This is a genomic window from Ruegeria sp. CF5, from assembly GCF_056537325.1.
This window is the reverse complement of record NZ_JBQFRI010000004.1, coordinates 262,130-286,375: the sequence shown is the minus strand read 5'-3', so window position 1 is coordinate 286,375 and position 24,246 is coordinate 262,130. Positions and strand designations below refer to the sequence as shown.

Genomic DNA, 24,246 nt, shown 5'->3' with positions numbered 1-24,246 from the left:
CATTCAGTTTTTTGATTTTTATCAGAAGTTCGTGCATGATCCTATTCAGCGTTTCTTCCAAGATTTTCTGTCTCAATTGCATATCAGCATGGGGGTCATAATGGATAGAATGATTGCGTTAATGAATCTGACGGGCGCTTCGATCTTGTCAGTCGTGATAATGTCCAATGGCGCAGACGCCTTTGAAGGCGAAATTCCACCAAACGACGCTGTGCCATCACAGAACTACTCGCCGTTCGTTGACCGATCTTATCCGGATCAAGTTCTCTTTGGTGATCTTCATTTTCACACTGAAATCTCATTTGACGCCGGGCTTGTCGGAACATCCCTGAACATTCATGACGCATTTCGAGTGGCGCGCGGGGGAAGAATAACCTCGAATACCGGCCAGCCAGTGCAGTTGATCAGGCCTCTCGACTTCCTAGCTATCACTGAACACGCGGAAATGTTGGGGCTTGCGACGGCTGTTCGCGCAGCTGATCCCCGTCTTTTGGCAGATGAGTGGGGCCGCCTGACTTATGAGCGGTTCAACTCCGGGCAAGAGGGTCGCATGGCCGCTTTTGCTGACATTATCGAAATTGCTGCGGTTCAAGGCCGCGACCCTACGGCTGGTCTCGATCTGGACGGCGATCTTTGGCAGCAGATTGTTGAAACAGTTGATCAGTACTACGAACCCGGTGTGTTCACATCACTTGCGGGATATGAATGGACATCAACACCGCTCGGAAACAACCTCCATCGCGTCGTACTGTTTGGCGACGGGGCGGAGAAAACGAGCCGGACTCGACCTTTCACATATTTTGAAAGCGAAGATCCCGAGCCGCTTTGGGATTATCTGGCCGCCTACGAAGAGGAAACAGGCGGCAGCGCAATTTCCGTGCCTCACAATGGAAACATATCAAACGGGATTATGTTTGCGCCCACCAAATTCGACGGATCGCCCATGGATGCTGAGTACGCCGCCAAACGTATTCGTTGGGAACCGATGCACGAAGTGACCCAGATCAAGGGTGATGAAGAAACGCATCCGCTTCTTTCACTGACGACGAATTTGCAGATTTTGAAACCTGGGACGTTGCAAATATTTCTGGAACCGTCGCCAAAACGCCTGAGATGCTGCGCTACGAATACGGCCGCTCAGCTTTGAAAGTCGGATTGGAAATCCAGCAGCAAGTTGGCGTCAATCCCTACAAGTTCGGCTTCTACGGTACGACGGACACGCATACCGCCCTTCCGACCACGCGGGAAGACAATTACTTTGGCAAGTACCAGCACACCGAACCCTCAGCGAACCGCCATAACTTTGATGTAATCCCTGCGGAAGACCCGGCGCTGCGGATTATTACGGCTCAGGAATCAGCCGCGGGTCTCACCGCTGTTTGGGCGCGCGAAAATACGCGGGAGGAAGTCCACGGGGCCATAAAGCGCAAGGAAGCCTATGCCACAACCGGACCAAGAATGCGGGTACGGGTTTTTGGCGGCTGGGACTTTGACGCTGAAGACCTGGGCGCCTCGGATTTTGTTTCCAAAGGGTATCGGAACGGTGTGCCTATGGGGGGTGATCTTGCAAAGGCGCCCGACGGGGTATCTCCAGGCTTCCTGATCCGCGCCCTGCGCGATCCGGACGGCGCAAACCTCGATCGTGTCCAAGTCATCAAAGGTTGGATTGATGCGAATGGCGAGACCCACGAGCGCGTCTTTGACGTCGCCGTCTCCGGTGACCGGGTTATCGGCGAGGACGGACGCGCACGGGAACCGGTTGGGTCCACCGTCAATATCGAGAATGCAACTTACAGTAACTCAATTGGTGCCGTGGCACTTGACGCCTACTGGCAGGATCCGGATTTCGATCCCGCTCATAATGCCTTCTACTACGTCAGGGTGATCGAAATTCCGAAACCACGTTGGACGACTATCGATGCTGCGTTTTATGATATCCCATTGCCTGAAAACGTTCCGGCAGAAGTTCAGGACCGCGCCTACACGTCGCCAATCTGGTACAGCCCCGAGTAGTTTTTCACAGCCTCGGCTGTGGCTTCAATTCTCAACTCGGGTTCGGACCGGCAGCACGAATGATACTGTCGGGTTTACGCGCTGCTAGGTGAGACGAGTGTCCATGTTAACACCTGCATCCCTTAAAAGCTCGAACTTCACTGCAGTGGCACTGACCTGACGATAGAACGCGATCAACTGTTTGGTTGGCCCCTGCAGGCGGGCAAGGCCGACCGTTGCGGCGACCACAGTCCCTACGTCGGTACTGCCGTCCAGAACATGTAAGCCACCAACAATCAGGACAGCCACTGTTCCGGCGCCGTTGATGGCACTCAGGACAAATTTGGACGAAAGTTTCCAAACGAAGATCTGGGAACGGGTCTCATAGATATCATCGAACCGGGTGGAAATACTTGCGGTTGGTTGGTCACCGGATGTCAGTTGTTTGGCGGCACCTCTGAGCATATGAACCCGATCAGCGACAAGCGCATTAACTCGGCTTTGCACGGTCAGGACGATCACAACTTGGGGCAGTATCATGAGCAACGCGATGAGCCCCAGCGCGGGGTCATTCGTTGCGATGTACCCGACAATGACAACAAGTGTACCAGCCTGCAACAAAGGCTCGGACAGGGCGCTGCCCGAGAATTTCCCAACCTGTTCTGCTTCGGCGGAAATCATCGTTGCCATCTCTCCCTGTGAGATCGGCGGCGCATCTTCGATATCGTCGTCTGTTGGATGACAAATGGAGTTTCTCAGGTTGCGGATCATATCCTCGCCTAACCGGCTGGAAAGGTAACCAAGCACCCACTTGAGAGCGAGACTCAGGAGAATAACCGCGCCCATTGCCAATCCAAGTGTCACCAGTTGGGACTTCGTTATCCAACCGTAGGTCAGCCCGTTCACTAACTCTTTTTGATAATTCAAGGGTAACGCGGCAAGCCCTGCAATGGCGAGGGAAAGCAGGATGTTGATTGTTTGCTTGCGACCTGTTGCTAACCAAATAGATTTGTAAAACTGGATCATTCGAGCCGTCCTTCCCCCAAACAAGCGCTCTGATTATTAATGACAAGTGCTGATTTTGTATGCGCTTTGAGTAACTTGAACCAATATATTCGAATGGGTTGTTTAAATCTATGGCAGGCCAATAATCTCAACCGCGCCGTGCAACTGTCGTGCCGTCCGGCAATGTTTCAGGGTGAGCGACGTGTGTGTCTGAAAGATATCCTTCGACCAATACGAGCGCGCTAGGCTGCCATTTCTGGTGCCTTTTCTGGGGGTGCTGTTGACCCCCGCATCATCGCTGGTGTTCTGGCTATTTGATTTGCCTTGCGGGCCAAGGCGGCTCTGAAGGTGCAGGCACCCTTGCTGGCCACGCTATGTAGTTGCATGGTAGCTTGCTGCGAAAGTTGATCAGGGCCTATCTGCCCCTGACTTCGGAGATCGTGGTCTCACTGAGACGGCTGATCAGGCTTTGCTCGATTTCCGTCATGATACTCGAAACGCGGCGGTGCAGGGCATGTTCCACTGAACATTCCGGAGCGTGATCTTCGTTGCCGGACGCGATCAGGCTTTCGTCCAGTGCAAGATACACATCTGCAAGGGTAATGCTGTCTGGTTCGCGTGCCAGACGCCATCCACCTGAGTGGCCTTTTTCCGAGGTCAACAGGCCTGCGTCACGGAGGCGTCCCAAGACACGGCGTACTACCACCGGGTTCGTCCCGGAATGCTCGGCAATGTCTGCCGAGGTTCTCACACGATCCGGATCTCCGGCCATGTGGCTTAGCGTGTGCAGGGCGAGGGACAGGCGACTATTGCGCTTCATTTGTGTTTCTTCTCCAAGCGGGCGTCACACGTAACAATGACTGTTGCATTCGTCTAGTAACTATGAGAGTTACATGACTCTCGAGGCACCTTTCGGAGCAACCCATGTCAGATACTCGTCTTCCTGTCACCGTCCTTTCCGGCTTTCTTGGCGCGGGCAAGACCACGCTATTGAACCGCGTCCTGAACAATCGTGAAGGGCGGCGGGTCGCGGTGATTGTCAATGATATGTCCGAGGTGAACATCGACGCTGATCTGGTGCGGGCCGATACCGAACTTAGCCGAACGGATGAAACGCTGGTTGAGATGTCGAATGGCTGCATCTGTTGCACTCTTCGTGATGATTTGTTGGACGAAGTTCGCCGTCTGGCAGCAGAAGGCCGATTTGATTATTTGTTGATTGAATCCACCGGTATCTCCGAACCCTTGCCGGTTGCCGCAACGTTCGACTTTCGCGATGAGTTCGGCAACAGTTTGTCTGACGTGGCACGGCTGGACACGATGGTGACAGTTGTTGATGCGGTAAATCTCCTTAACGACTATTCCTCTCATGATTTCCTGCGGGATCGGGGCGAAACGATGGGCGAGGAAGACGAACGCACACTCGTCCATCTGCTCACGGATCAAATCGAATTCGCTGATGTGGTGGTTTTGAACAAAGTCAACGATGCGGGGGCGGATAAGGTCGACGCAGCGCGCAAGATCATCCGCAGCCTGAATGCGGATGCCGAGATCATCGAGACAAATCACTCCTTAGTCGCCGCCGAGAAAATTCTCGACACCGGCCTCTTTGATTTTGAACAAGCTCATGAGCATCCGATGTGGGCCAAGGAGCTGTACGGTTTTGCCGATCATGTGCCAGAGACCGAGGAATATGGCGTCACCTCATATGTATACCGGGCACGGCTTCCGTTTGTTCCCGAGCGCATTTTGAAAGTCCTCAACGGCGATCTGCCAGGGGTGATCCGGGCCAAGGGGCACTTTTGGATCTCGACACGACCCGACTGGGTAGCTGAGTTTTCGCTGGCCGGGGCGCTGTCCAGTGTAAAACCGCTGGGCACCTGGTGGGCGTCGGTACCGGAGGAGCGGCGCCCTACACATGACAGTGCGAAAGCCTACATGCAGGCCCACTGGCAAGAACCCTGGGGTGATCGTCGTCAGGAAATCGTCTTCATCGGAGCGGGCATTGACTGGCCGGTTTTGAAGGCGCGGTTGGATGCCTGTCTTGTTCCTGCAGCTGCAGCCATGGGGCCCGACACATTGCCCGACTATCCGGACCCGTTTCCAATCTGGCGACGGGTGGAGGATGCCGCATGAACTTTGCCGAAACGCTGGAAAAAGACGCGGCCATTGGCGTCGCGGTCGCGGAAAACCCATCGTCATTCGCCACGTTTCTTCAACCCGGATGCGCTGCTGCGATTTGGCGGAGGCAAGCACCTGCTGACGTCCAAAGCTGGCTGAACAGGCTTGATCCAGAGGTTCTGCCACGCGGACGGGTCATTTTGCCGTCGAACGCGGTCAGGGATGCCCTGGCGAACCTCTGCGACTTGTCTGGTTTGCCTGACACTCCTGAAAGAGAGTGGTTGCAGGATGATATCGTGTCCCTCGCTGACATGTTCTCGGACCTGTTGAATGCAAGGTACCTGCGACTGCGGTTGGATGTTGTAACCACCAACGCCTGTCGTAGATTTCATATCGATGCGATTACCGCGCGGTTGGTTTGCACTTATCGCGGTACCGGAACACAGTACGGTATTTCGCAGGATGGAACGGATCCAGCACATGTGTTCACGGTTGAAACCGGTGCTCCAATTCTCTTGCGGGGGACGCTGTGGCCCGAACAGCCATCGTCAGGGCTGTTGCATCGCTCGCCGCCAATTGAGGGTACAGGTCAGACCCGGCTTGTACTGGTGCTGGACCCCGTGTTCGACCCGGACGACGAAGCATGAGCCGGAATCTCGGGCAATGCAGTCTACGACGCAAGCGGCGTTCCGATGATCCAATGGCTGCATTTGACGGCTTGCCGGCGCCGTTGAGGCGTTGGTTGTCCGAAGCAGCCTTGCCATGGTCCCCCACATCCGCGCGACGCATTTGGTCAAAGTCGCGGGCCCGCGGTCTCACGGCGGAGGAAACACTTCGGTCCCTAAGCGAAGCCGAAGCCAGAACGCTTGCCCGTGACCGGCAATCCACCGTTTTCAAACTCATGTCCCGAACGTGAAGGAGAACTCATGTCTCATTCATCACGGCCTGTTGTTGTTAAACATGCGGCTTTTGGCACCGCTCGATCGATGGCTTTCATGGAACCGGTTTGACGACGCCGAACGCAAAAGATGCAATTGATAGGTTTTGACTCAGGTCCCGATTGACAAGGCATCCGGTCTAAGACAATCAGGGTACAGATGGTTCCCCATGGTACGCCCAGGGGATGAAAAGGGAATACGGTGCGGTCCGCCTGTCGGTGCCAAGTCCGTAACTGCCCCCGCAACTGTAAGCGGTGAGCGACGCCAAACAACCACTGGCCAATAGGGCCGGGAAGGATGGCCAAGCGACGATCCGCAAGTCAGGAGACCTGCCATCGCATGTTTAACCAACCCGGGGCGGGGCGTCCTGGAAGGAGGCTTTGATGGCACGTCTGACACGTGTTTACATGATCGGCACCTTCTGTCCGCGCTTGGCTTTAAGCGGAGCGGACAATGCCGGAAACACCTGACCATTTCCTTCTGATCTGCTCGACCTGTCGCGGCGCACTGTCTGTTGGGGCCATGCGCAATACGCTGACCGGTAAGCTGCCCACGGGATTCGCTATCCGCACAGTTGCCTGTATGGCCGGTTGCGCGCAGCCAACAACTGTCGGATTTCAGGCCGTCGGTAAAGCTCAGTATCTGTTCGGTGACATTGAAAGCGAGGATGACATCGAAGCGCTGGCCAAATTTGCGCAGCAATACCACCACAGCCCGGATGGCTGGACCAATGCCTCCGACCGGCCGGGTCCACTTTTTACAAAAACGCTTTCACGCTTGCCTGGGATCCAATTGGAGGAGCCATCATGACGACCTCGACCTTTCTGGTTGCGCGGGACCTCGAATACTATGCGCTCAATGGTGATGTCCTGCTGCAGGACGCCTCGTTTGAGTTGGACGAGGGCGCGATACTGGCAATTGCCGGTCCGAATGGAGCTGGCAAAACAACGCTTTTGAACCTGCTGTGCGGGACGGCTGAGATCGTGCTGGGCGACGTTCTGGTCAAGGGGCGCAGCCTGAAACAGATGCCTGCCAAAGACCGGGCCCGGATGATCGCCGTTGTCAGTCAGCAAGAGCTTCCCGATGGCAGGCTTTTGTTACGGGATTACGTCGCGATGGGTCAGATTCCGATCCGGGCCGACCGTTCGGCTGCAGAACACGCTGAAGAACTGGACAGGGTACTGAACCTGACCGGCCTGAATGCATTGGCAGACAAACGAATGGCAATGCTGTCCGGGGGCGAGCGGCAACGCGCCCATATAGCGCGGGCTTTGGCACAGAATCCTTCACTGCTGTTTCTGGACGAACCCACCAACCATCTGGACCCGGATGCCAAGGGGAGGATGCTGTCGCTGGTCGCCGAACTGGGCATCACGGTGGTGATGATCGTCCACGATCTGGTGATGATCCCCGAATTCGCCACCCATGTGGCGCTGATGAAATCCACGCGGCTTACGGGAATTGGCCCCGTGGCCGATGTACTGACCCCGGAACGGGTCCGCGACACGTTTGGCGTCGATTACCTGTGCTTTCACCACGAAGGCCGCATCATCCCGGCGCTGGATATCCGAAGAACAACAGTCTCAACCTAAACCAAGGAGCATTCCCGAATGAAACACATCTGGTCCGTGGCGCTGGTCACAGCCATGGCAGGCGCCGCGTCCGCGCAGGAGGTCAGCGTCGACAACTGTGGTGAGCCGCTGGTGTTCGAAACTCAGCCCGAACGGCTGGTCGTACATGACATGAACATGACCGACATGGCCTTTGCGCTGGGTCTGCAGGAGAAGATCGTCGGCCTGACCGGCATCACCGGCTGGTACAAGACCAGCCCGGAATTCGACAAGTTGCGCGGTGATATCCCGGAACTGGCGCCGAAATACCCAACAGTCGAAAACCTTGTTGCGGTCGAACCTGACCTGTTTTTTGCTGGCTGGTATTACGGCATGAAGCCGGGCGGCGACGTCACGCCGGACACGCTGGAGCCCTTTGGCATCAAGACCATGATCCTGACCGAAAGTTGCGTGCATCTGGACAAGGACCGTCCCGAGGCCAGCATGGGCCTGCTGTTCAACGACGTTCTGCGGCTGGGCAAGGTCATGCAGGTCGAGGACAAGGCTGAGGCGTTGGTCACAGGCTGGAAGGAAGAGCTGAACGCGCTTGAAGCCCAGACCGCAGACCTGCCCAAACCGCGCGTCTTCCTGCTGGATGGCCCTGCGGATGCGCCCTTTACCGCGGGCAAATTCGCCATCCCGGACGCGATGATCACCGCCGCTGGTGGTCAGAATGTCACGCATGACATGGACACCAGCTGGGGCCGTACCTCGTGGGAGGCGGTGGCCGCCGCGAACCCGGAATTTCTGGTGCTGCTGGATTATCAAACTGGAAACGGGGCTGCGGACACGTTCAAGTTTCTTCAGGAACATCCGGTGATGTCCCAGACCGACGCCGTGAAGAGCGAGCGCTGGATTGGCCTACGGTACGAAGAGCTGACCCCCGGACCGGCGAACATCAAAGCGATCTCGAAAATGGCACAGGCCATGCATCCGGGTCTCAACTGATATGGGCCGATCCGGTCTGACACTTGTGCTGGGGGCGGTCGTTTTGGCCGCCCTCTTGCTGATTTCAACCATTTACGGCACCACGTCCATTCCGGTCTACGACACAATCACCGCCGTTCTGCTTGGAACGGGGCTAAGCGATGGGGATATGTCGCCGCTGCACCGGATCGTATTTGACCTGCGCCTGCCGCGCGCATTGTTTGCCGCTGTGATCGGTGCGGGGCTGGGCATCGTTGGTGTCGTCCTGCAAACGACAACGCGCAACGATCTGGCTGATCCGTTCCTTTTTGGCCTTTCCTCTGGCGCCGCTGCAGGGGCCGTGTTCGTCATAACAGTCACCGGAGATATTCTGGGGTTCTGGACCCTGCCACTGGCGGCCTTTTGCGGGGGGCTTGTGGCGTCGGGCATTGTGCTGGCACTGGTTCACGGGCTGCGCACAAATGCACCGGAAAAGCTGATCCTTGCCGGTCTTGCGGTTTCCTTCCTGTTTTCCGCCATTACGAATTATCTGATCTTTTCAGGCGACAACCGCGCCGCGCATTCGGTCATTTTCTGGATGCTGGGTGGGCTAGGTCTTGCCCGGTGGGAGACATTCCCGCTGGTCTGCGCCGGGCTGCTGCTGATCCTGTCCTATTCACTTTTTCGCAGCCGCTGGCTGGACGCGCTGCTGACCGGAGACCTGACCGCCGCGACGCTGGGTGTGCCGGTGCCGAGGTTGCGGTTCAGCATGTTTTTCACCGCCGCCCTTGCAACAGCTTTATTCGTTTCGGTGGCAGGCGTGATCGGATTTGTTGGCCTGATGGTCCCACACATCGCACGCGGAATCGCCGGACCATTGCACCGGCAGCTCTTGCCAACTGCGGCGATCGTCGGGGCAGCTTTGCTGACCGGATCAGACATACTCAGCCGTCTTTTGCTTGCACCGCAGGAACTGCCCGTCGGGATCGTCACAACATCCATCGGATCCGTTTTTGTGTTCCTGCTGTTGTTCAGAACGGCCAGGTGATCACCAATTTGCTCGTGTATTGTGAACCCGTTGGGTCATACGAATTTGGATACCTGTAATAAAAAAGCCTGATGGGATTTCGTTGTCCGCACGAGAATCTGTTAGACGTTTTCAGCCCCTAAGCGGATCTAAAAACTGGAGAAAAACCGCATTGGTGGATAACCCTTGTGGCCGCCAAAATTTCACCACGATTTGTGTTCAGATGGGGTCTCGTATCGAGCTTTCGAAAGGACCCCAACTTTGAAAAACTATATTGCTTCCGCAACCGCTCTTCTTTTGTCTGCCGCGGTCGCAAATGCCGAGATCTGCTATCTCGAAATCGATGGCGTGATCGAGATGCAGGGGCCATGTGTGTTCGACCCAATGGGTGGTGGGGATTTCTTTGCGGCGGATATCGATGACCGTACCGCCTTTGTGTACTTTTATCTCGAAGGCGATGAAATCGGCACGGCCGCCTGGAGCGACCATGAAAGCAGCGCAAATAGCACGCTGGGCAGATTGTACCGTGATGGAGCCTGCTGGCAGAATGACTTTGCCACGCTGTGTGCCTGGGAGTCCTGACCATCGGCGGATGCGCCCGCCCCAGCGCCTATCGCCCCAAAAATCCCCTGAAAGAGACACCCCGTGGAAGCCCTGTTGATTCTGCTATTTAATCTGTTCCTCATGGCTGCAGGTTTCATACTCATGGTTGTTACCGTGGGCTGGAACCTGAGCTTTATCAGTAACCTGACTAAGAACAGTGACGCCCGTTTGGGCATGATCGGTACATTTGCAGCCTTCACCATACTGTTCAGCAACCCCGCTATTTCCGGTTGGATATCTGCGGCCTACTATGGGGATGGGGCGTGGTCGTCCCCCTACGTACTCCATATTCCGACGGCTGCCGATTTCGGCGGGTTCCTCGGCAGTTTCTTCAGGGGCTGGTCGTATGGATTGCCAATGAGCGGCTGGGGACTGGGACTGTTCGTTGCATCCATCTCACTCTTTATCCTTAACATCGGCATCGCCTTCGCCACGAAGGACAAATACAGTGCTTTCGAGAGTGGCAGGGTTTTCAGACTGGGCCTCATCATTTTTGCCCTTACCTTCGCGGGATTTCTTTTGGCCACGTTCCTTTTTGCCTACCTTCTGGGCACCTTGATGTGGCTTGGAGACTGGTGGTGGGCTGTTCTCCTCCTCTTGGGTGTTGGTGCGGGAGGTGGCGTGAGCTATGTCTATGATAGCAGCGGTCGCCGCGTCGGAACGTTTTACCACGACTAAAATCTGCGTCGCGCCGTTGTTCGCGAAAATCTGCGTCTGTTATGCCAAGGACGCGCAGATTGACAACTCAGTCACTCGCGTGCGGCATTATTCCATTCCGTATGCTTCGGGTTGCTGATCTGACGGTGTCAGACTGTTATCAGTACTGCCAGTGTTCACAGGGTTGGTGAATTTGTCACCTGCACGGCAGCCTGCCGAGTTACTATCATCACGATAGTTCACTTTTATCCGTCCAGAGTCTTTCTGCAGGAGAAGAACATTGACGTTACACAGGTTATTAAAGGCGACTACTCGTGCAAGCATCGCGTTGATCGCCTCAGTATCAATGGCGTGGGCTTGCACCGGGATCATGCTAACTGGGGCTGATGGCAGCATCATTCGTGCACGAACCGCAGAATGGGGGCCATTCGATCTGGAAACGAAGATCAACATTATTCCCAGCGGATTTACCTACAATGCGGGTGCGATGCCGGACGGACAGCAAGGCGCGACCTGGACAGGTCGCTTTGGCATGGTGGGCGTCAGCATGCTGGATCACGGCGCACCTGCTGACGGGATAAATGAGGCGGGTTTGACTGCAGGGTTGTTTTACCTGCCTGGTTACACGGAGTATCAGGAATATCTTCCTGACCAGGCTAATAACACAATCCCCGGTGACCTGCTGGCCAGCTATGTCCTGTCGCAATTCGAAACGGTTCAAGAAGCACAAACCGGTCTTGAAGGCATTCGTGTCGTAGGTGTGGTGGATGAGACGCTTGGCTTTCCGTTTCCTTTTCACATGCTGGTGGCAGATCGTTTTGGCGGGCGGATCGTCGTCGAGTACATTGATGGAGAACTGACCGTCTTTGAGGCCCCGCTTGGTGTTATCACCAATTCACCGACCTATGACTGGCACATGACCAACCTCAATAATTACGTCAACTTGTCTGCAATCGGCCTTCCGGAGGTTGAGGTCAGCGGTGTTACCTTTGCTCCACTAGGGGCGGGAAGTGGTATGATCGGCTTGCCCGGTGACTTCACTCCTCCGTCACGCTTTATTCGCGCGGTGGCGTTTTCACAAACTGCGCGTGAAACCGCAGGCGGCTACGATACGGTGCGCGAAGCGTTTCGAATTCTCGACAATTTCAACATTCCCCCCGATGCCGCAGAAGGTGCGCAGGATGATGTCCAGTCGGATGATATTCTCTACAGCGCTACGCAAATCACGACAGTCAGCGACTCCGAAAACCTCATCTACTACTATCACACGATGTATGACAGGACGATTCACATGGTCGATATGAAGCAAATCGACTTCGCGGCCATGGGTGACGAAATGATCGTCTTTGAGACGAGTGGCGATCGCGAGCCGACAATCGTGGATATGACGCCGAGCAATTAAGTCCAGACTGGTTTGGATTGCAGATAGCGCGATGCCTAGTCAGCCGCAATCTTATCAGGATCGCGGCCTAAGACACGGTGCCGGTCATGGAATAAACCAACGAACGGGGTACTTATCATCAACCCCGTCAGTTGTTGATGTCGACACAACAACGCCGTTCCAACGCGGGATCCTCAAGCAAAGCGGAGAATGCTGCCCCCCGATCCTTCGGTCTGCAAATTTCGGCAGGAAAGACATGGATGCGAGCCATTTCTGATTGCGTTATTGAATGGCTCCATACAATCTGCAAATAAATGCACCAAGGAGCGAAACAATGAGCAGCAACGCGGCGAATGTCGCATGGGTCCCGTTGATCGAGAAGGATGGTGGCCCCATGTATCTTGCGATTGCCGAGGCAATTATGCGCGACATTCGTTCGGGTGCGCTCAGCCCGGGTCAGCGCCTTCCCCCGCAAAGAGCCCTTGCCGAAGCATTGGGTATTGATTTCACAACCGTCAGTCGCGCGTACGCAGCTGCGGGCCGGGATGGATTTGTCGAAGGCCGGGTCGGGCAGGGCACCTATGTGAAAGGACCGCCTCCAGCCAGGGCCGTCGCAGTGACAGGCGCAAAAGATCAGGCGGTTGATATGAGCATGAACATGCCGCCGCGATTTGAAGACACCGGCCTGATCCGTCGGATGTGGCAGGGCTTTGACGCGCTCAGGTCCGACCATGGGATCGAATTTCTGATGCGCTACCAGATGCCCGGCGGCAGTCACGCCGACCGGGTTGCGGCGCAGTCATGGTTGCAGGAAAACCTGAGTATCCGCACGCTTGACGACGTTGTCATCTGCAATGGGGTTCAGGGGGCAACATGGGCGATACTCTCACTGTCGCTCAGGCCCGGCGATACGATTTGTTGCGAGGAGCTGACCTATCCGGGTTTTCTTGCGATTACACGACATCTGGGTCTGAACGTTGTGCCGGTCCCGATGGACAAAGGCGGGCTGGACCCAATGGCCTTGGAAGAGATTTGCAGGCAGGTCAGCCCTCGGGCGCTTTATACAACGCCTACGCTTCACAATCCGACGGCAACCACGTTGTCTGCAGAGCGGCGGCAACATGTTGCAGAAATTGCTCATAAGCACGACCTGCAGATCATCGAAGATGACGCCTATGGGGTGCTTGCCACCACATCCCCCGAGCCGATAGCCAATTTCGCGCCAGAAAGAACCTGGTATGTATCAACGCTGTCGAAATGTCTGGCGCCCTCGCTCAGGGTATGTTTCATCGTGCCGCCGGCGGGTGTTTCCAATGATGGTATCAGGCGGGCCATTCGGGCGAATGGCAGTGTGGTTTCCCCGATCTCTGCGGGTTTGGTGACCGACTGGATTACCTCTGGGTTGGCCAGCAAGATCACAGGGGAAATCCGTGCAGAAACCAAGAGGCGGCAGGATGCACTGCTGCAGTGGTTGCCGGACGTCGAGGTGCAGGCAGACGCGTTTCACGTGTGGTTGCCGTTGCCAGAGGGGCATTTGGCCACTGAATTTGTTCTGAATTTGCGTGGATCGAGTCTTGGCCTTGTGCCCGGTGTGGCCTTCGCGCCCGGCAGCGCACCGAATGCGGTTCGAATTGCTCTAGGGTCAACGGATACGATGGAAACCTTGCAGGCTGCCTTGCGCAGCCTGGCTGACACGTTGGCAAACCCAGACCAAAATAGCTGGATGGTCGTTTGACGAGGAGCCTCGACCGTTGAAATGAACTCGTGGCAGGGCAGGCATCCGGTTATAGGAGGATGCCTGTCCGCTCAATCAACATCTTGCGGGTTATCTGAAACTCCGGGTTCGTGGATGGCTTTTGTTCATCCAATCCTGCACCTCAGAAGCCGTGCATATGTTTTGCCCACTGGAAGCCAATCATGGCCCCCTTGATCCTCGGCAACAAGAACAGTGAAAGCGCCACCGCCCCGAGGGAGGTGACGGATGCCAAAACCATCGGGGTAGGCTCCCAGATTGACCAGATGATGTGGAGTGCGAACCCTGCGAGGTGTCCAACAATCAGAATTGTCAGATATGCCGGACCGTCATCGGCGCGCGCGCAGGTTAAATCCAGGCCGCAAACCTCGCATGTGTCATTAACCTTCAGATAATTGTGCAGTACATGCCCCTTGCCGCAATTCGGGCATTTCAGCGCAAAGCCTCTGCGCATAGCTGATCGCGAGTCTCTCTCTGCCAATTGCATATCCATATCACCACAGCTGCAGAATTGATTCTGATGGGATGCATACATTGTGCAATCATTGACGTCAATTGCTGCGCTACATTGCAGGTCAAATTTGCCAAGCGCCGCCGCTTTAGGGATTGCGCTGATCTGCATGGGTTTGGTTCTTGGCCGACAATTGCGGCTCGTGGCTGCCTGAGAGTTTGCCGCTACATCTAAACTTCTGATTTCTCTTTGTTCAGATGATCCATTTCGAGGTTCAAGAAATAAGACAGACCGATCCGGATAACGACGGTCAGCCCAAGTATCGTGATCTCGTCAATCGTTCTGTGCAGGATCGTCAGAATGATGTCCGACATGATCAGGATTTCCAGAGCCAGCAGCAGGATCTGACCAAGGCTAAGTCGAATTCGGCGAAAGACATCGAAGAATTTCTCGGGCGAAGATCGGTCATACACCCTCACCAGTTCCGGTGTCGAAAGGATCAGGACACCGGAAAATCCCAGAACCAGTATTGCGATGGCGACCATCTCGACCGCTACCGCAACGCCCTCGAGTATCCCGACCAGCATCAGAATTTCGGAACCTGCTGTGTGATGCAGTGAATATTTCCTCCGCCCAGCAGGATTTCACGGGCTTGTACGCCGACAATTTCCTTGTCGGGGTAAATGGATTGCAGGATGTCAGCCGCATTCTGATCTTGCTTTTCATCCAACAGCGGGAACACGACCCGTGAATTGCCGATATAGAAGTTGCAGTAAGACCCTGCCAGCCGATCACCTTCGGCCCGGTCCATCCCGCTTTCCGACAGGTCGATACCTTCTGCTTCTTCGGCCGTCAGATACAGTGGTCCGGGCTGTTGCAGTTTGACAACTTCCAGTCGTCGGCCTTTTGCGTCGGTCTGTTGCGACAGGAATTCATAGGCCTCGTGCGAGATTTCATATTGCGGATCGGTCTTGTCGTCGGTCCAGGTCAACGCCACGACACCCGGTTTGCAGTAATGCACCAGATTGTCGACATGGCCGCTGGTTTCGTCACGGTAGACGCCCCGCTTGATCCAGATGACCTTTTCAACGTTCAGATAATCCTTCAGCGCCTGTTCGATCTTGTCTTTCGTCATGTCCGGATTGCGACCGGGATCGAGCAAACATTCCTCGGTCGTAATCACCGTGCCTTGGCCGTCCACATGGATCGATCCCCCCTCAAGCACGAAATGCGACCGGTAGCGATCCGTGCCTTCGATCTCGGCAATCTTGATGCCAACGAGCGAGTCCTGGTCCCACGGACTGTAAAGGCCGTTATAGGCCCCGCCCCACGAGTTGAAATCCCAGTCCACGGCGCGGCAATCACCCTGATCATTGACCACAAAACTGGGGCCTACGTCACGAAACCAGCTGTCGTTATAAGTCATCTCGACGACGCGAATGCCGCGTGACAGGCGGGCGCGGGCGTTGTTGAACTGATGTTTGGACACCGCGACGGTGACGGGTTCGGATTTATGGATTGCCTCGGCCACGGCGACAAAGGCCTGCTGCGCTGGCTTTGCCCCCAGCCGCCAGTTGTCTGTCCGTTCGGGCCAGCCCATCCAGCATCCTTTATGTGGCTCAAATTCACCGGGCATCCGGTATCCGTCCTGCCGGGGAGTGGTTGTGAAACGAAATGTCATCGACGCTCTCCTGTGCTCAGCGTGATTTTTTGGCTTTGAAAATGAGGACCTCGCCAATGATCAACGCGACGAGGATACCGCCGCCGACATTGCGGAAGTAATCGGGGTCAAAACTGGTCCCCGGTACGTAGAAAAAGAAGATGACGCCGAGGATCAACAGGATCGAAGGCACAATGCCACAGTACCAAAGGGTAATCCTGCCACCGGGCACCAGATAGGGTCGCTCGCTTTCTGTATCTGTCAGGCGCAGCTTCAGAAAGGCGGGAAACAGCAGGATATAGCTGATCAGCAGCGTGACAGCTCCCAGCGAGAATACGTCCCAGAACAGGTCTTCGACCGACCCCTGATCCTCCAGACAGTCGGCCATGATGTGGTGCGTGTCGTTCAGGCAGGGTTCACCGCCCGAACCTGCGCTGGCCATGAACCCATATGCCAGCATGACAATCGTGGCGATGATACCATTCCAGATGGCGACATTTCGCGGTGCGCCGGTTTTGGGGTGCAACGTTGCTAGGCTGGAAGGCAACAGTTTTTCCTGCGCGGCATAAACCACAGCGCGGTTCACACCCATCGCCCATGTGGTGACATTACTGACCAGCGTATAGAGGAACATCAGGCCCAATATCACGATCACAAAGCGGGCGACGCTGCTGTCGCCCAACATGGCACGGAAGGATTCAATCACTCCGGTCGCATCACTGATCTGGTCTACCGGCATCGTGGCCAGAATGCCGAACGTGGCCAGCAGGTAGAATACCGCAATCAGCGTACCACCCAGAATGACGGCTTTGGGGATGTCGCGGCGGGGGTTTTGCATGGCGCTGGAGGCCCCGGCAATGATTTCGAAACCCATGAAGTTGAAAATAATCACCGGCAAATATCCCATGCCGGCCTCAAGCGAAGGGGTGATGGTCTGCAGATTGATCTCGTTTGCAAAACCCCGCTGCAGGCCCACATAGATTCCGCAAACGCCAAGCAGGATCATGATTGTGGATTTGAAGATCGAACCCACATTGGGAATCCAAAGCAGGTTTTCGATATCGCGCATGGTGATCAGGATCTTGATCCAGCTCATGACGATAGCGATGATTGCGATGCCCCAGGGACTGAGCTCAAAGCCCAGGATTTGAGACATGACCAAAGCGAACAGGTAGAAAACCGCGGGTACCCACAGGGCATAGTTGACCCAGTACAGCCAGGCGACCCGTGCGCCGACACTATCACCAAAGGCCCTGCGCACCCAGTCGACCAGCCCACCTTCGTCAGGATAGGCGGTGCCCAATTCGGCCGTGACCAGCCCGTAAGGGATGAAGAACACGGCGAACATGATCAGCCACCACACCAGTGCGGACGGTCCGATAATCGCCGAAGCGGCAATGGTGTCCACCACAAGGACCGAACTGACGGCGATCAGAACAATGCCGAACATGTTGACTTTTTGGGGAGTGGCCACGGCAGTAAGCTCCATTCAATATGCGTTTGTTTGGTGCAAGCTGTTGTTAGTAAGAAACAAAAAACGATTTAACTTTGGCTCCAACCACGTAACCCGGGGTGGCTATTCCGTGCAATCAATAATTTGAATGACTGCACGGTAACAGGACGCCTGATCTGAATGGTATCGAGTATAATGACGTATACGTACAAAGTAACCCGGCGGTTTTGTTCACACGCAGTCAGATCAGACAAAAAATTTGATAAGTGTCCAAGATGCGTCAAAATTAACTTGAGCAGGGGAGTTAACCAAAAATCATGTACCCAGCTGGCAAATGTGTAAGTTCACTTGAGATGGAGCGAGTTCGGGGTGTGTAATGAGAATCCTTAAGGCATTAAAGTTCTTGGCAATTGTTTCGATTGTTTATTGCATTCATCCGAGCGCGAGAATTGCTCATGCGACCCAGGATGACTGCCGGGTACTTACGATTATGCCCGTTGGTGATTCACGAGTGATGGGAGAACGCCCAAATTTTGAAAGTTATCGGTACGAGCTTTGGGCACTACTCGTTGCTCATAATGCGCAGTTCGATTTTGTCGGCCCGTTCACGGACAGGTCGACCTATGCTGAGGTGAATGTGCGCACATTTGATCGCGATCATGCGGGGTCCATAGGGTACTCATCATACGATCTTCTGAAAAATTTAAACGGCTTCTTAAAAGGGGTCACCCCACCCGATGTCGTCCTGTTGGGAATAGGTGGAAATGATCTGATCGAAACCGAAGATTCCACGAAAGAAATTGTTGGTAACATTGGCCGGATCGTCAACATTTTCCGCCGGGCAAACCCTCAGGTTACGGTTCTGCTGGAACAGATTGCACCCGGCCACAGCAGTGTCATGACCCCAGAGTTGAAGGGCAGACTTGTGTCCCTGAACCGAGGGGTAGCTGATCTTGCGGATGAGATGTCCAAGCCAGGGTCGCCGATCATTGTTGTTGATATGTACAAGGGTTGGTCAGACCGGTTCATGGCGGACGATGTTCATTACAACATTAACGGGGCCAGAGCGATTGCTGAACGGTACTTTTCTGCGCTGCAGGGGCTGGGTGTTCTGTCCGAAAAATCATTGTGTGAGTGATATAACCGCACCTGAATGAGTCGGGATCAGCGCCCCGATACTCTGAAAGGATCGACGGTCAGGCAGTGATTTTAGAAACAATCAGATTTTTATTACCGTACTTGAATTAATCTCGAGACAATCCGCGGATATTGAGCCAAGATGAACCTTCTAACAGTGGACTTACCTTCACATGTAACATGTCACTGGGTAGCCTCGAATTAAGGGTTTCTTACTGGTTCGTCTCTGATGGTTTTCAACTCATATTTGTTTGCGGTCTTTTTTGTGATTGTATTTGCCTGCTATCAGCTGAACTTTGGCTGGCAGTGGAAAAAGGCATTCCTGCTAGTCATGAGTTGGATTTTCTATGCTGCATGGAACCTGCCTTATCTTCTGATAATCATATTCTCCACGTGCGTTGATCACTATGCAGCAAAGCGGATTTACCGCGCCCCTTCTCAGAATGGAAAGAGGCTATGGTTAGTTGTCAGTCTGACTGCCAACCTTGGTGTACTCAGCTATTTCAAGTACGGAGAGTTCCTGCTGACAAGTACAACCGACTTTTTGGGGCAGATTGGGATCCACTATGAGCCAATGCCTTGGAGCGTATTGCTGCCGATCGGAATTTCCTTTTACACGTTTCAGACGCTGACCTACTCGCTTGATGTCTTTAAGGGCCGAATGCGGCCCGATGCAAATTTTCTGGACTTTGCTCTTTTCGTTTCCTTCTTTCCGCAACTCGTCGCCGGCCCGATCGTAAGGGCACGTCGTTTCATGCCCCAGCTGAAGGTACAGCCAAGTGTTTCGGCTGATCAGTTGGGATGGGCACTGGTTTTGTTTGTCGTCGGGTTGTTTGAGAAAGTTGTGCTGGCAGACGGGCTGTTCGCGCCGGTTGTCAATTCGGTTTACGAACAAGACGGCACTGTTCCTGCATCAGCCGTGATCTTGGCAAATTTTGCGTTCATGGGGCAGATTTTTGCGGATTTTGCCGGGTACTCGCTTATGGCGATTGGCGTCGCGTTGTCGCTTGGATTTGTTCTGCCGGTGAACTTCCGGGCGCCGTTTTCTGCCATTGGTTACGCTGATCTGTGGCAGCGATGGCATATTTCCATGTCGACCTGGTTTCGGGATTATCTGTACGCAAACATTCGTTCCAAGCGTAGCCGGTCGATCTATAACACCATGTTTGCACAGTTTCTTACGATGACGATTATCGGTCTGTGGCACGGTGCGAACTGGACGTTTGTCGTGTGGGGCGCATTCAATGGGTTGGTGCTGATGACTGAGCTTGGGCTTCGCCACAAGGTCGGGCATTGGAGCATCTGGCAGTCCACATACTCAAAGATTTCATTCTGGGCGCTTACGATGCTGCTGTTTTCTCAGTCTGCAATGCTGTTCCGGGCGGAAGACCTGAACCAAAGCACCTCAATGTTTGTGTCTTTGTTCAATTCCGGTGGCGCCACAATGCAAGTGCCGAAACTGGAAACTCTAGTTGTCGTGCTCAGTTTGTCCGGGCTGTTTGCAGTGCACTGGCAGTTGCGACATCGGCCGTTTCGCGAGGTCGTCGATGCATTGCCGCTGCCTGTTGTCACTCTTCTTGGGACACTGGCAATACTTTCAATCGCGGTGGTTGGTGGGGCCTCCGATGAATTCATCTATTTCCAATTCTAGGGATTGAGGAACCACCATGGAGCATCAGAAGTTAACAGCTGTCGCGGCTAAAAAGGGTCCTGCAACCAATAGCCGGGATGGCTCGCGTTATCTGCTGTCAATCTTCACGTCCGTGGTGCTGGCCGTTCTTATCCTTGGTGGGCTGGAGCTTCACATCCGAAGGGAAGGCGGCATACCCAGCGTTGATCACACGCAGGAGCGTTGGGCCCGGGTCCGCGCCGAGATCGAAGCTGATACCAGCACAAGTTCAGTTGCATTGCTTGGCGCATCCCGGATGCAGTCGAATGTCTCACTTTCAACCCTGTCTGACGAGCTTGGCGGTGTTCGTGTGCACCAATTGGCACTTTCCGGCGCAGCAGCATATGTGGCCTTTGAGGATATCGCCCACAATTCCCAATTCAGGGGGCTGGTTGTCCTGTCGATAATTCCGTCCCTGATGATGCCCGGTCCTGCTCGGGAAGAGCAGGCACCGAATGTTGCGTATTATAATCAGCATTGGAATAAGGCCAGATACATTGATACCTGGCTTGGCGATCAGGTTTCGTCGCGTTTGGCGTTTGGGGATAACTACTATAGCAGTATCCGACTGTTGAGAAACCTTTGGCGTTATGGGTATTTTGCCGGTCCTCCGGATTATGTAACAAACGACCTTCACAGGGAAACCACGATCCGGTTCGAAAACGTCAACATACCGGCGTTAAGGCAATCTCGGATCGAGTCGATGAGTGTTATGATGCAGACGTTGGATCGCGTTGATCCATCGTCATGGCGACAGTTCCTTTCTGGGGAATTCGGGGATCTGGTCTCGAAAATCGAAGGCCGGGGCGGGCGTGTCGTTTTGGTGTATATGCCGGTCAGCGACGATATGCTTCAACTCGAAACATCGGTCTTACCGCGCGAGACATACTGGGATCCGATCGAAGAGCTGACGGGTGCTACCACAATCCACTACCTCGACGATCCGGACATGGTGAATTTCGACTTACCTGACGCGTCCCATTTGGGTGAAAAAGATAAAGTGCCGTTCTCTCAAATACTGGCCGCATCATTGCTGCAAGGTGACGAGCAAAGGTTTTGTTGCGCAGAACGTTGATGGTCCTGAAAGACAAACCCCCGGCCTGTTTCATCCCCACTTTGAACCCGACATTTGCCGTCGGCGTGCAGATCTGTTCTGCTGGCCCCCTATCTTTGGGCCACGGCCCCAAGCTTTGCAAAACGCGATGGTGACATTCCAACTTCCTTAACGAACATGCGCGTGAAGTGGGGTGCATGTTCGTAACCAAGCTCAAAAGCAATATCGGTGATTGTCAGCTTACTTTGCTGCAGCAGCTCCTTTCCTCGTTCGACGCGAACCGATTTCAAAATTGATCGATAGCTTTCACCTTCTTCCCTCAGACGCTGCTGTAGTGTGCGAACACCGATATCGAGCGCACGGGCGGTTCCTTCTATCCCAGTCAAACCTTCTGACAAATTTCGGTGCACCATCGTCCGGATCTGTGCCGCCAACGTCTTAGGGCGCGTATTGCAGCGCTCGCGAACAATATCCTCGTACGTCACTGCGGCTGCCGCGCGGTTTGTTCGCGGTACATCCAGATGCATTTCATCGAAGTTCAGGTAAATCGCTGTCTCTGACATGCCGATCCTGCACCCAAAGTAAGTTTCGAGTTTATCCCGGTCATGCCGGTTTAGGTCCGGAATGTTGAGATCGATTTTATCCGGTCTCCAATCCTGTCCAAGGTAGGCACGGCAATAGCTGACCATGGCCGCGGCACCGCCAATTGCCAACTCACCATATCCATCCGTGGAAGCTGCGGAAAAAGCATAGGAAAATATTGCGACGCCGTTCCCGGGAGTGGTCAAATTGATCGTGTCGTTTGTGCCGTGCAAGTGGATTGAGGTACTCCCGCGAAGCAATCCCTCTCGGAGTGTCGGGGCAGAGAGAACCCAATCACCCCAAAGGCCATAATCATCGATCTGTATGGCATCGACCCAAGGACCAAGCACCCAGCTTTTTCCGGCCTCCCGGGCAATCGCATCAAAAAAGCGAACAAGGGCGGGTTGAGGGATATAGCCCTCTCTTGAGTAAAGCAGATCGCCGGTTAGCCCGGAAGCGTGGAATATGCGTTGGAGTGCCCGATCGCCCATTTCACTTTGAACCAGTTCCGGCATCGGACCCAGCGAAAGAGCTGAGATCATGGATATCGGGTGGCGTGCGTACAAAACCTGTCCTTTTCATTGGTTGGTGACGCTGTTGCGCAAAATGGTAAGCGCCATGAGCGGGCGTATGCAACGATTGAGCAAAGAAAACCCGTCATGGACGGTGTCCGGTGCGAACGAATAAAGGTGAGAAAAATGTACGATGTTCAAGTTTCCCCCTGCATCTCATTTGTGTTTCTGTTTTTGGCCCAAGGCGCCGTTGCCGAGACAGTTCCGGTCACCGCAGAAAATTTTGCGCAGGCTGAAACCGCATGGAATTTCTCGAACTGGGCCGGGAAGGGGGCTGATAAAGGGGTACTTCACCTGCGTGAGGTCACTCCGGTTGGACCTGAGGCCCCGACCGTCCGCATGAATTGGGACACGCTTTATTCAGTTCAGATCGTGAATGTGTCAGATGATGGCAGGTTCACGATTTCGTTGCCGGAATCCGATCTGTACGTAGCGGCGCAGGTCATGGATGAGGATGGGTTTTCTCCTTACTATCTGGTCGAGTCAGGAGATCATGAAGTGTCGGTTTCGACCGATTATGCGCTGATCATTTTCCGCACTGAGTTGAAAGATCGAACCGACGCCACCTCTCTGGCACATCTTCATGACGTTCAGGACAAGATCGCCATCTCAGGGATAGAACAAGACAGCACTTATGTGCCGCAAGAATTTGATCAGGCACAGTTGGAGGCGCTTCGAAAACAATACAAAGAAGAGTTCCTGAGCGCAGGGATTGACTACACCTATGCCAAAAGTGCCGGTGAGGCCGATCAGCATATTCTCAATCTGTCTCATGCGGCGGGCTGGGGTGGATATCCGCCTGAGCTGGGTGTTTCGAACGCCTATTCTAGTTCCGGAGCGCTTTCCGGTGACGAGTGTCTGGCGGTCACCTTCGATGATCCCCACAACGCGTTTTTCACATCGTTTACTCTCTATGATGTCGACGGATATCTCATGGACGGTGCGACGCACATCAATTCAAACATGTGGGAAGCAAACAAAGACGGCACGATCACGCTGCATTTCAATTGCGGCGGTGACAGGGTGAACGCCCTCTCGTCGGGTGGTGCGTCGTTTAATTACAGCATCCGCAATTACGGTGTCAGCCAGATGGTTCTTGACGGTGGGTTTCGTCCGATCAGCCCACAACCTGTGAAGTGACTTTTGATAACTCTGTTCTGAATTTTGAGGTTTCCCATGAAAATTCCCACCCTCGCATTTGTTGTATTGAATTCGGCGGGCGGCGCAGCGCAGCGACGGTTGAGCGGTGCAAATGACGGTTCTGCTCAGACATCACCGTGCTCGTCAGGGCGTAACGGGGCATAACTTCCGTCTTTACGATGCACTTCACGACCACTGAGAGGCGGATTGAAGACACAGACAAGCCGCAGGTCTGTATCTGTCGCTCGCACCACGTGCCGATCATTTTGGTCCAAAGCATAAAGGGTAAATGGCTCAAGGGAATGCCATGTTTCACCTTCAGATGCCCTGATCTGACCCTTGCCCTCAATACAATAACACGCCTCTAAATGGTGGGTGTACTCAAGCTCCAGCTCGGCACCCTTTTTGATGATCGTATCCGTCAGCGAAAACCCCATACCATCAGAGGCAAGCAGCAACCTTCTGCTGTTCCACCCCGGGCCAGAGACGTCCCGATCTGTTCCAAGGATATCTTTGAGTGCCGTAACAATCATTT

General features: G+C 54.4%; 23 protein-coding genes, 1 pseudogene and 1 riboswitch. Of the genes and pseudogenes, 16 read left to right on the top strand and 8 right to left on the bottom strand.

The window, feature by feature from the left end; genetic code table 11:
* The first annotated feature begins 88 nt into the window (after window positions 1-88).
* A pseudogene (locus ACR0NW_RS12650) lies at window positions 89-2,013 on the top strand (DUF3604 domain-containing protein).
* An 84-nt stretch (window positions 2,014-2,097) separates the two neighbouring features.
* Here the strand turns inward: ACR0NW_RS12650 and ACR0NW_RS12645 are convergent.
* A complete protein-coding gene (locus ACR0NW_RS12645; RefSeq protein WP_480450232.1) occupies window positions 2,098-3,018 on the bottom strand; it encodes an ABC transporter ATP-binding protein in 921 nt (306 codons plus the stop codon).
* A 394-nt stretch (window positions 3,019-3,412) separates the two neighbouring features.
* On the bottom strand, window positions 3,413-3,817 hold the full coding sequence (locus ACR0NW_RS12640) for an Rrf2 family transcriptional regulator (protein WP_170653092.1): 405 nt from the start codon (window positions 3,815-3,817) through the stop codon (window positions 3,413-3,415).
* Between the two features lie 104 nt (window positions 3,818-3,921).
* On the opposite strand from ACR0NW_RS12640, the gene ACR0NW_RS12635 reads away from it, so the two are divergent.
* From ACR0NW_RS12635 to ACR0NW_RS12585, 11 genes are all read left to right on the top strand, one after another.
* Window positions 3,922-5,133, top strand: a complete 1,212-nt coding sequence (locus ACR0NW_RS12635) for a GTP-binding protein (protein ID WP_480450234.1) — start codon at window positions 3,922-3,924, stop codon at window positions 5,131-5,133.
* Window positions 5,130-5,765 carry a DUF1826 domain-containing protein gene (locus tag ACR0NW_RS12630; protein ID WP_480450235.1) on the top strand — a complete coding sequence of 212 codons (636 nt, stop codon included), beginning with the start codon at window positions 5,130-5,132 and terminating at the stop codon, window positions 5,763-5,765. Before ACR0NW_RS12635 ends, ACR0NW_RS12630 begins: the two co-directional genes overlap by 4 nt.
* Window positions 5,762-6,034, top strand: coding sequence for a DUF6525 family protein (locus tag ACR0NW_RS12625; protein ID WP_480450237.1), 273 nt, complete (start codon window positions 5,762-5,764; stop codon window positions 6,032-6,034). The genes ACR0NW_RS12630 and ACR0NW_RS12625 overlap by 4 nt, the downstream gene beginning before the upstream one ends.
* A gap of 165 nt (window positions 6,035-6,199) precedes the next feature.
* Window positions 6,200-6,407: riboswitch (cobalamin riboswitch) on the top strand.
* A gap of 102 nt (window positions 6,408-6,509) precedes the next feature.
* A complete protein-coding gene (locus tag ACR0NW_RS12620) occupies window positions 6,510-6,866 on the top strand; it encodes a DUF1636 family protein (RefSeq protein WP_480450239.1) in 357 nt (118 codons plus the stop codon).
* Window positions 6,863-7,648, top strand: a complete 786-nt coding sequence (locus tag ACR0NW_RS12615; RefSeq protein WP_480450240.1) for an ABC transporter ATP-binding protein — start codon at window positions 6,863-6,865, stop codon at window positions 7,646-7,648. The genes ACR0NW_RS12620 and ACR0NW_RS12615 overlap by 4 nt, the downstream gene beginning before the upstream one ends.
* Window positions 7,649-7,666: 18 nt before the next feature.
* Window positions 7,667-8,614, top strand: a complete 948-nt coding sequence (locus tag ACR0NW_RS12610) for an ABC transporter substrate-binding protein (RefSeq protein WP_480450242.1) — start codon at window positions 7,667-7,669, stop codon at window positions 8,612-8,614.
* Window position 8,615: 1 nt separating this feature from the next.
* On the top strand, window positions 8,616-9,620 hold the full coding sequence (locus ACR0NW_RS12605) for a FecCD family ABC transporter permease (RefSeq protein WP_480450243.1): 1,005 nt from the start codon (window positions 8,616-8,618) through the stop codon (window positions 9,618-9,620).
* Between the two features lie 240 nt (window positions 9,621-9,860).
* Entirely contained in the window at window positions 9,861-10,181 is a 321-nt protein-coding gene (locus ACR0NW_RS12600) for a hypothetical protein (protein WP_480450245.1), read from the top strand.
* A gap of 63 nt (window positions 10,182-10,244) precedes the next feature.
* Entirely contained in the window at window positions 10,245-10,880 is a 636-nt protein-coding gene (locus tag ACR0NW_RS12595) for a hypothetical protein (RefSeq protein ID WP_480450247.1), read from the top strand.
* 349 nt (window positions 10,881-11,229) lie between these two features.
* Window positions 11,230-12,261: a linear amide C-N hydrolase gene (locus ACR0NW_RS12590; protein ID WP_480791874.1), complete on the top strand. Its 1,032-nt coding sequence runs from the start codon at window positions 11,230-11,232 to the stop codon at window positions 12,259-12,261.
* A gap of 313 nt (window positions 12,262-12,574) precedes the next feature.
* Window positions 12,575-13,975, top strand: coding sequence for an aminotransferase-like domain-containing protein (locus tag ACR0NW_RS12585; protein ID WP_480450251.1), 1,401 nt, complete (start codon window positions 12,575-12,577; stop codon window positions 13,973-13,975).
* Between the two features lie 142 nt (window positions 13,976-14,117).
* On the opposite strand, the gene ACR0NW_RS12580 is transcribed toward ACR0NW_RS12585, so the two are convergent.
* The 4 genes from ACR0NW_RS12580 to ACR0NW_RS12565 are packed head-to-tail and all read right to left on the bottom strand — an operon-like array spanning window position 14,118 to window position 17,578.
* A complete protein-coding gene (locus ACR0NW_RS12580; RefSeq protein WP_480450253.1) occupies window positions 14,118-14,615 on the bottom strand; it encodes a DUF983 domain-containing protein in 498 nt (165 codons plus the stop codon).
* 59 nt (window positions 14,616-14,674) lie between these two features.
* On the bottom strand, window positions 14,675-15,031 hold the full coding sequence (locus tag ACR0NW_RS12575) for a DUF1622 domain-containing protein (protein WP_170653066.1): 357 nt from the start codon (window positions 15,029-15,031) through the stop codon (window positions 14,675-14,677).
* Complete coding sequence (gene aguA / locus ACR0NW_RS12570; protein ID WP_480450254.1) at window positions 15,031-16,125, bottom strand: agmatine deiminase; 1,095 nt, start codon at window positions 16,123-16,125, stop codon at window positions 15,031-15,033. The genes ACR0NW_RS12575 and aguA overlap by 1 nt, the downstream gene beginning before the upstream one ends.
* 16 nt (window positions 16,126-16,141) lie before the next feature.
* Entirely contained in the window at window positions 16,142-17,578 is a 1,437-nt protein-coding gene (locus ACR0NW_RS12565) for an APC family permease (RefSeq protein ID WP_480450256.1), read from the bottom strand.
* A 355-nt stretch (window positions 17,579-17,933) separates the two neighbouring features.
* Here ACR0NW_RS12565 and ACR0NW_RS12560 point away from each other — a divergent pair, with 355 nt between their 5' ends.
* The 3 genes from ACR0NW_RS12560 (at window position 17,934) to ACR0NW_RS12550 (ending at window position 21,438) form a co-directional block, all read left to right on the top strand.
* Window positions 17,934-18,695: a GDSL-type esterase/lipase family protein gene (locus ACR0NW_RS12560; RefSeq protein WP_480450258.1), complete on the top strand. Its 762-nt coding sequence runs from the start codon at window positions 17,934-17,936 to the stop codon at window positions 18,693-18,695.
* A 228-nt stretch (window positions 18,696-18,923) separates the two neighbouring features.
* Window positions 18,924-20,345 (top strand): MBOAT family O-acyltransferase, encoded by a 1,422-nt coding sequence (locus ACR0NW_RS12555; RefSeq protein WP_480450260.1) that lies wholly within the window; start codon window positions 18,924-18,926, stop codon window positions 20,343-20,345.
* A gap of 16 nt (window positions 20,346-20,361) precedes the next feature.
* A complete protein-coding gene (locus ACR0NW_RS12550) occupies window positions 20,362-21,438 on the top strand; it encodes a hypothetical protein (protein ID WP_480450262.1) in 1,077 nt (358 codons plus the stop codon).
* 89 nt (window positions 21,439-21,527) lie between these two features.
* Here the strand turns inward: ACR0NW_RS12550 and ACR0NW_RS12545 are convergent, their stop codons facing one another.
* A complete protein-coding gene (locus tag ACR0NW_RS12545; protein WP_480450263.1) occupies window positions 21,528-22,514 on the bottom strand; it encodes an AraC family transcriptional regulator in 987 nt (328 codons plus the stop codon).
* Between the two features lie 183 nt (window positions 22,515-22,697).
* Here ACR0NW_RS12545 and ACR0NW_RS12540 point away from each other — a divergent pair, with 183 nt between their 5' ends.
* A complete protein-coding gene (locus tag ACR0NW_RS12540) occupies window positions 22,698-23,711 on the top strand; it encodes a hypothetical protein (protein ID WP_480450265.1) in 1,014 nt (337 codons plus the stop codon).
* A 125-nt stretch (window positions 23,712-23,836) separates the two neighbouring features.
* Here the strand turns inward: ACR0NW_RS12540 and ACR0NW_RS12535 are convergent, their stop codons facing one another.
* Window positions 23,837-24,244 carry an ectoine synthase gene (locus tag ACR0NW_RS12535; RefSeq protein ID WP_480450267.1) on the bottom strand — a complete coding sequence of 136 codons (408 nt, stop codon included), beginning with the start codon at window positions 24,242-24,244 and terminating at the stop codon, window positions 23,837-23,839.
* Window positions 24,245-24,246 lie beyond the last annotated feature (2 nt).

Coding starts and splice junctions, on each gene's coding strand:
- ACR0NW_RS12645 (WP_480450232.1), bottom strand. CDS start 3,018: ATGATCCAGTTTTACAAATCTATTTGGTTAGCAACAGGTCGCAAGCAA.
- ACR0NW_RS12640 (WP_170653092.1), bottom strand. CDS start 3,817: ATGAAGCGCAATAGTCGCCTGTCCCTCGCCCTGCACACGCTAAGCCAC.
- ACR0NW_RS12635 (WP_480450234.1), top strand. CDS start 3,922: ATGTCAGATACTCGTCTTCCTGTCACCGTCCTTTCCGGCTTTCTTGGC.
- ACR0NW_RS12630 (WP_480450235.1), top strand. CDS start 5,130: ATGAACTTTGCCGAAACGCTGGAAAAAGACGCGGCCATTGGCGTCGCG.
- ACR0NW_RS12625 (WP_480450237.1), top strand. CDS start 5,762: ATGAGCCGGAATCTCGGGCAATGCAGTCTACGACGCAAGCGGCGTTCC.
- ACR0NW_RS12620 (WP_480450239.1), top strand. CDS start 6,510: ATGCCGGAAACACCTGACCATTTCCTTCTGATCTGCTCGACCTGTCGC.
- ACR0NW_RS12615 (WP_480450240.1), top strand. CDS start 6,863: ATGACGACCTCGACCTTTCTGGTTGCGCGGGACCTCGAATACTATGCG.
- ACR0NW_RS12610 (WP_480450242.1), top strand. CDS start 7,667: ATGAAACACATCTGGTCCGTGGCGCTGGTCACAGCCATGGCAGGCGCC.
- ACR0NW_RS12605 (WP_480450243.1), top strand. CDS start 8,616: ATGGGCCGATCCGGTCTGACACTTGTGCTGGGGGCGGTCGTTTTGGCC.
- ACR0NW_RS12590 (WP_480791874.1), top strand. CDS start 11,230: ATGCTAACTGGGGCTGATGGCAGCATCATTCGTGCACGAACCGCAGAA.
- ACR0NW_RS12585 (WP_480450251.1), top strand. CDS start 12,575: ATGAGCAGCAACGCGGCGAATGTCGCATGGGTCCCGTTGATCGAGAAG.
- ACR0NW_RS12580 (WP_480450253.1), bottom strand. CDS start 14,615: ATGCAGATCAGCGCAATCCCTAAAGCGGCGGCGCTTGGCAAATTTGAC.
- ACR0NW_RS12575 (WP_170653066.1), bottom strand. CDS start 15,031: ATGCTGGTCGGGATACTCGAGGGCGTTGCGGTAGCGGTCGAGATGGTC.
- aguA (WP_480450254.1), bottom strand. CDS start 16,125: ATGACATTTCGTTTCACAACCACTCCCCGGCAGGACGGATACCGGATG.
- ACR0NW_RS12560 (WP_480450258.1), top strand. CDS start 17,934: ATGAGAATCCTTAAGGCATTAAAGTTCTTGGCAATTGTTTCGATTGTT.
- ACR0NW_RS12555 (WP_480450260.1), top strand. CDS start 18,924: ATGGTTTTCAACTCATATTTGTTTGCGGTCTTTTTTGTGATTGTATTT.
- ACR0NW_RS12550 (WP_480450262.1), top strand. CDS start 20,362: ATGGAGCATCAGAAGTTAACAGCTGTCGCGGCTAAAAAGGGTCCTGCA.
- ACR0NW_RS12545 (WP_480450263.1), bottom strand. CDS start 22,514: ATGCCGGAACTGGTTCAAAGTGAAATGGGCGATCGGGCACTCCAACGC.
- ACR0NW_RS12540 (WP_480450265.1), top strand. CDS start 22,698: ATGTACGATGTTCAAGTTTCCCCCTGCATCTCATTTGTGTTTCTGTTT.
- ACR0NW_RS12535 (WP_480450267.1), bottom strand. CDS start 24,244: ATGATTGTTACGGCACTCAAAGATATCCTTGGAACAGATCGGGACGTC.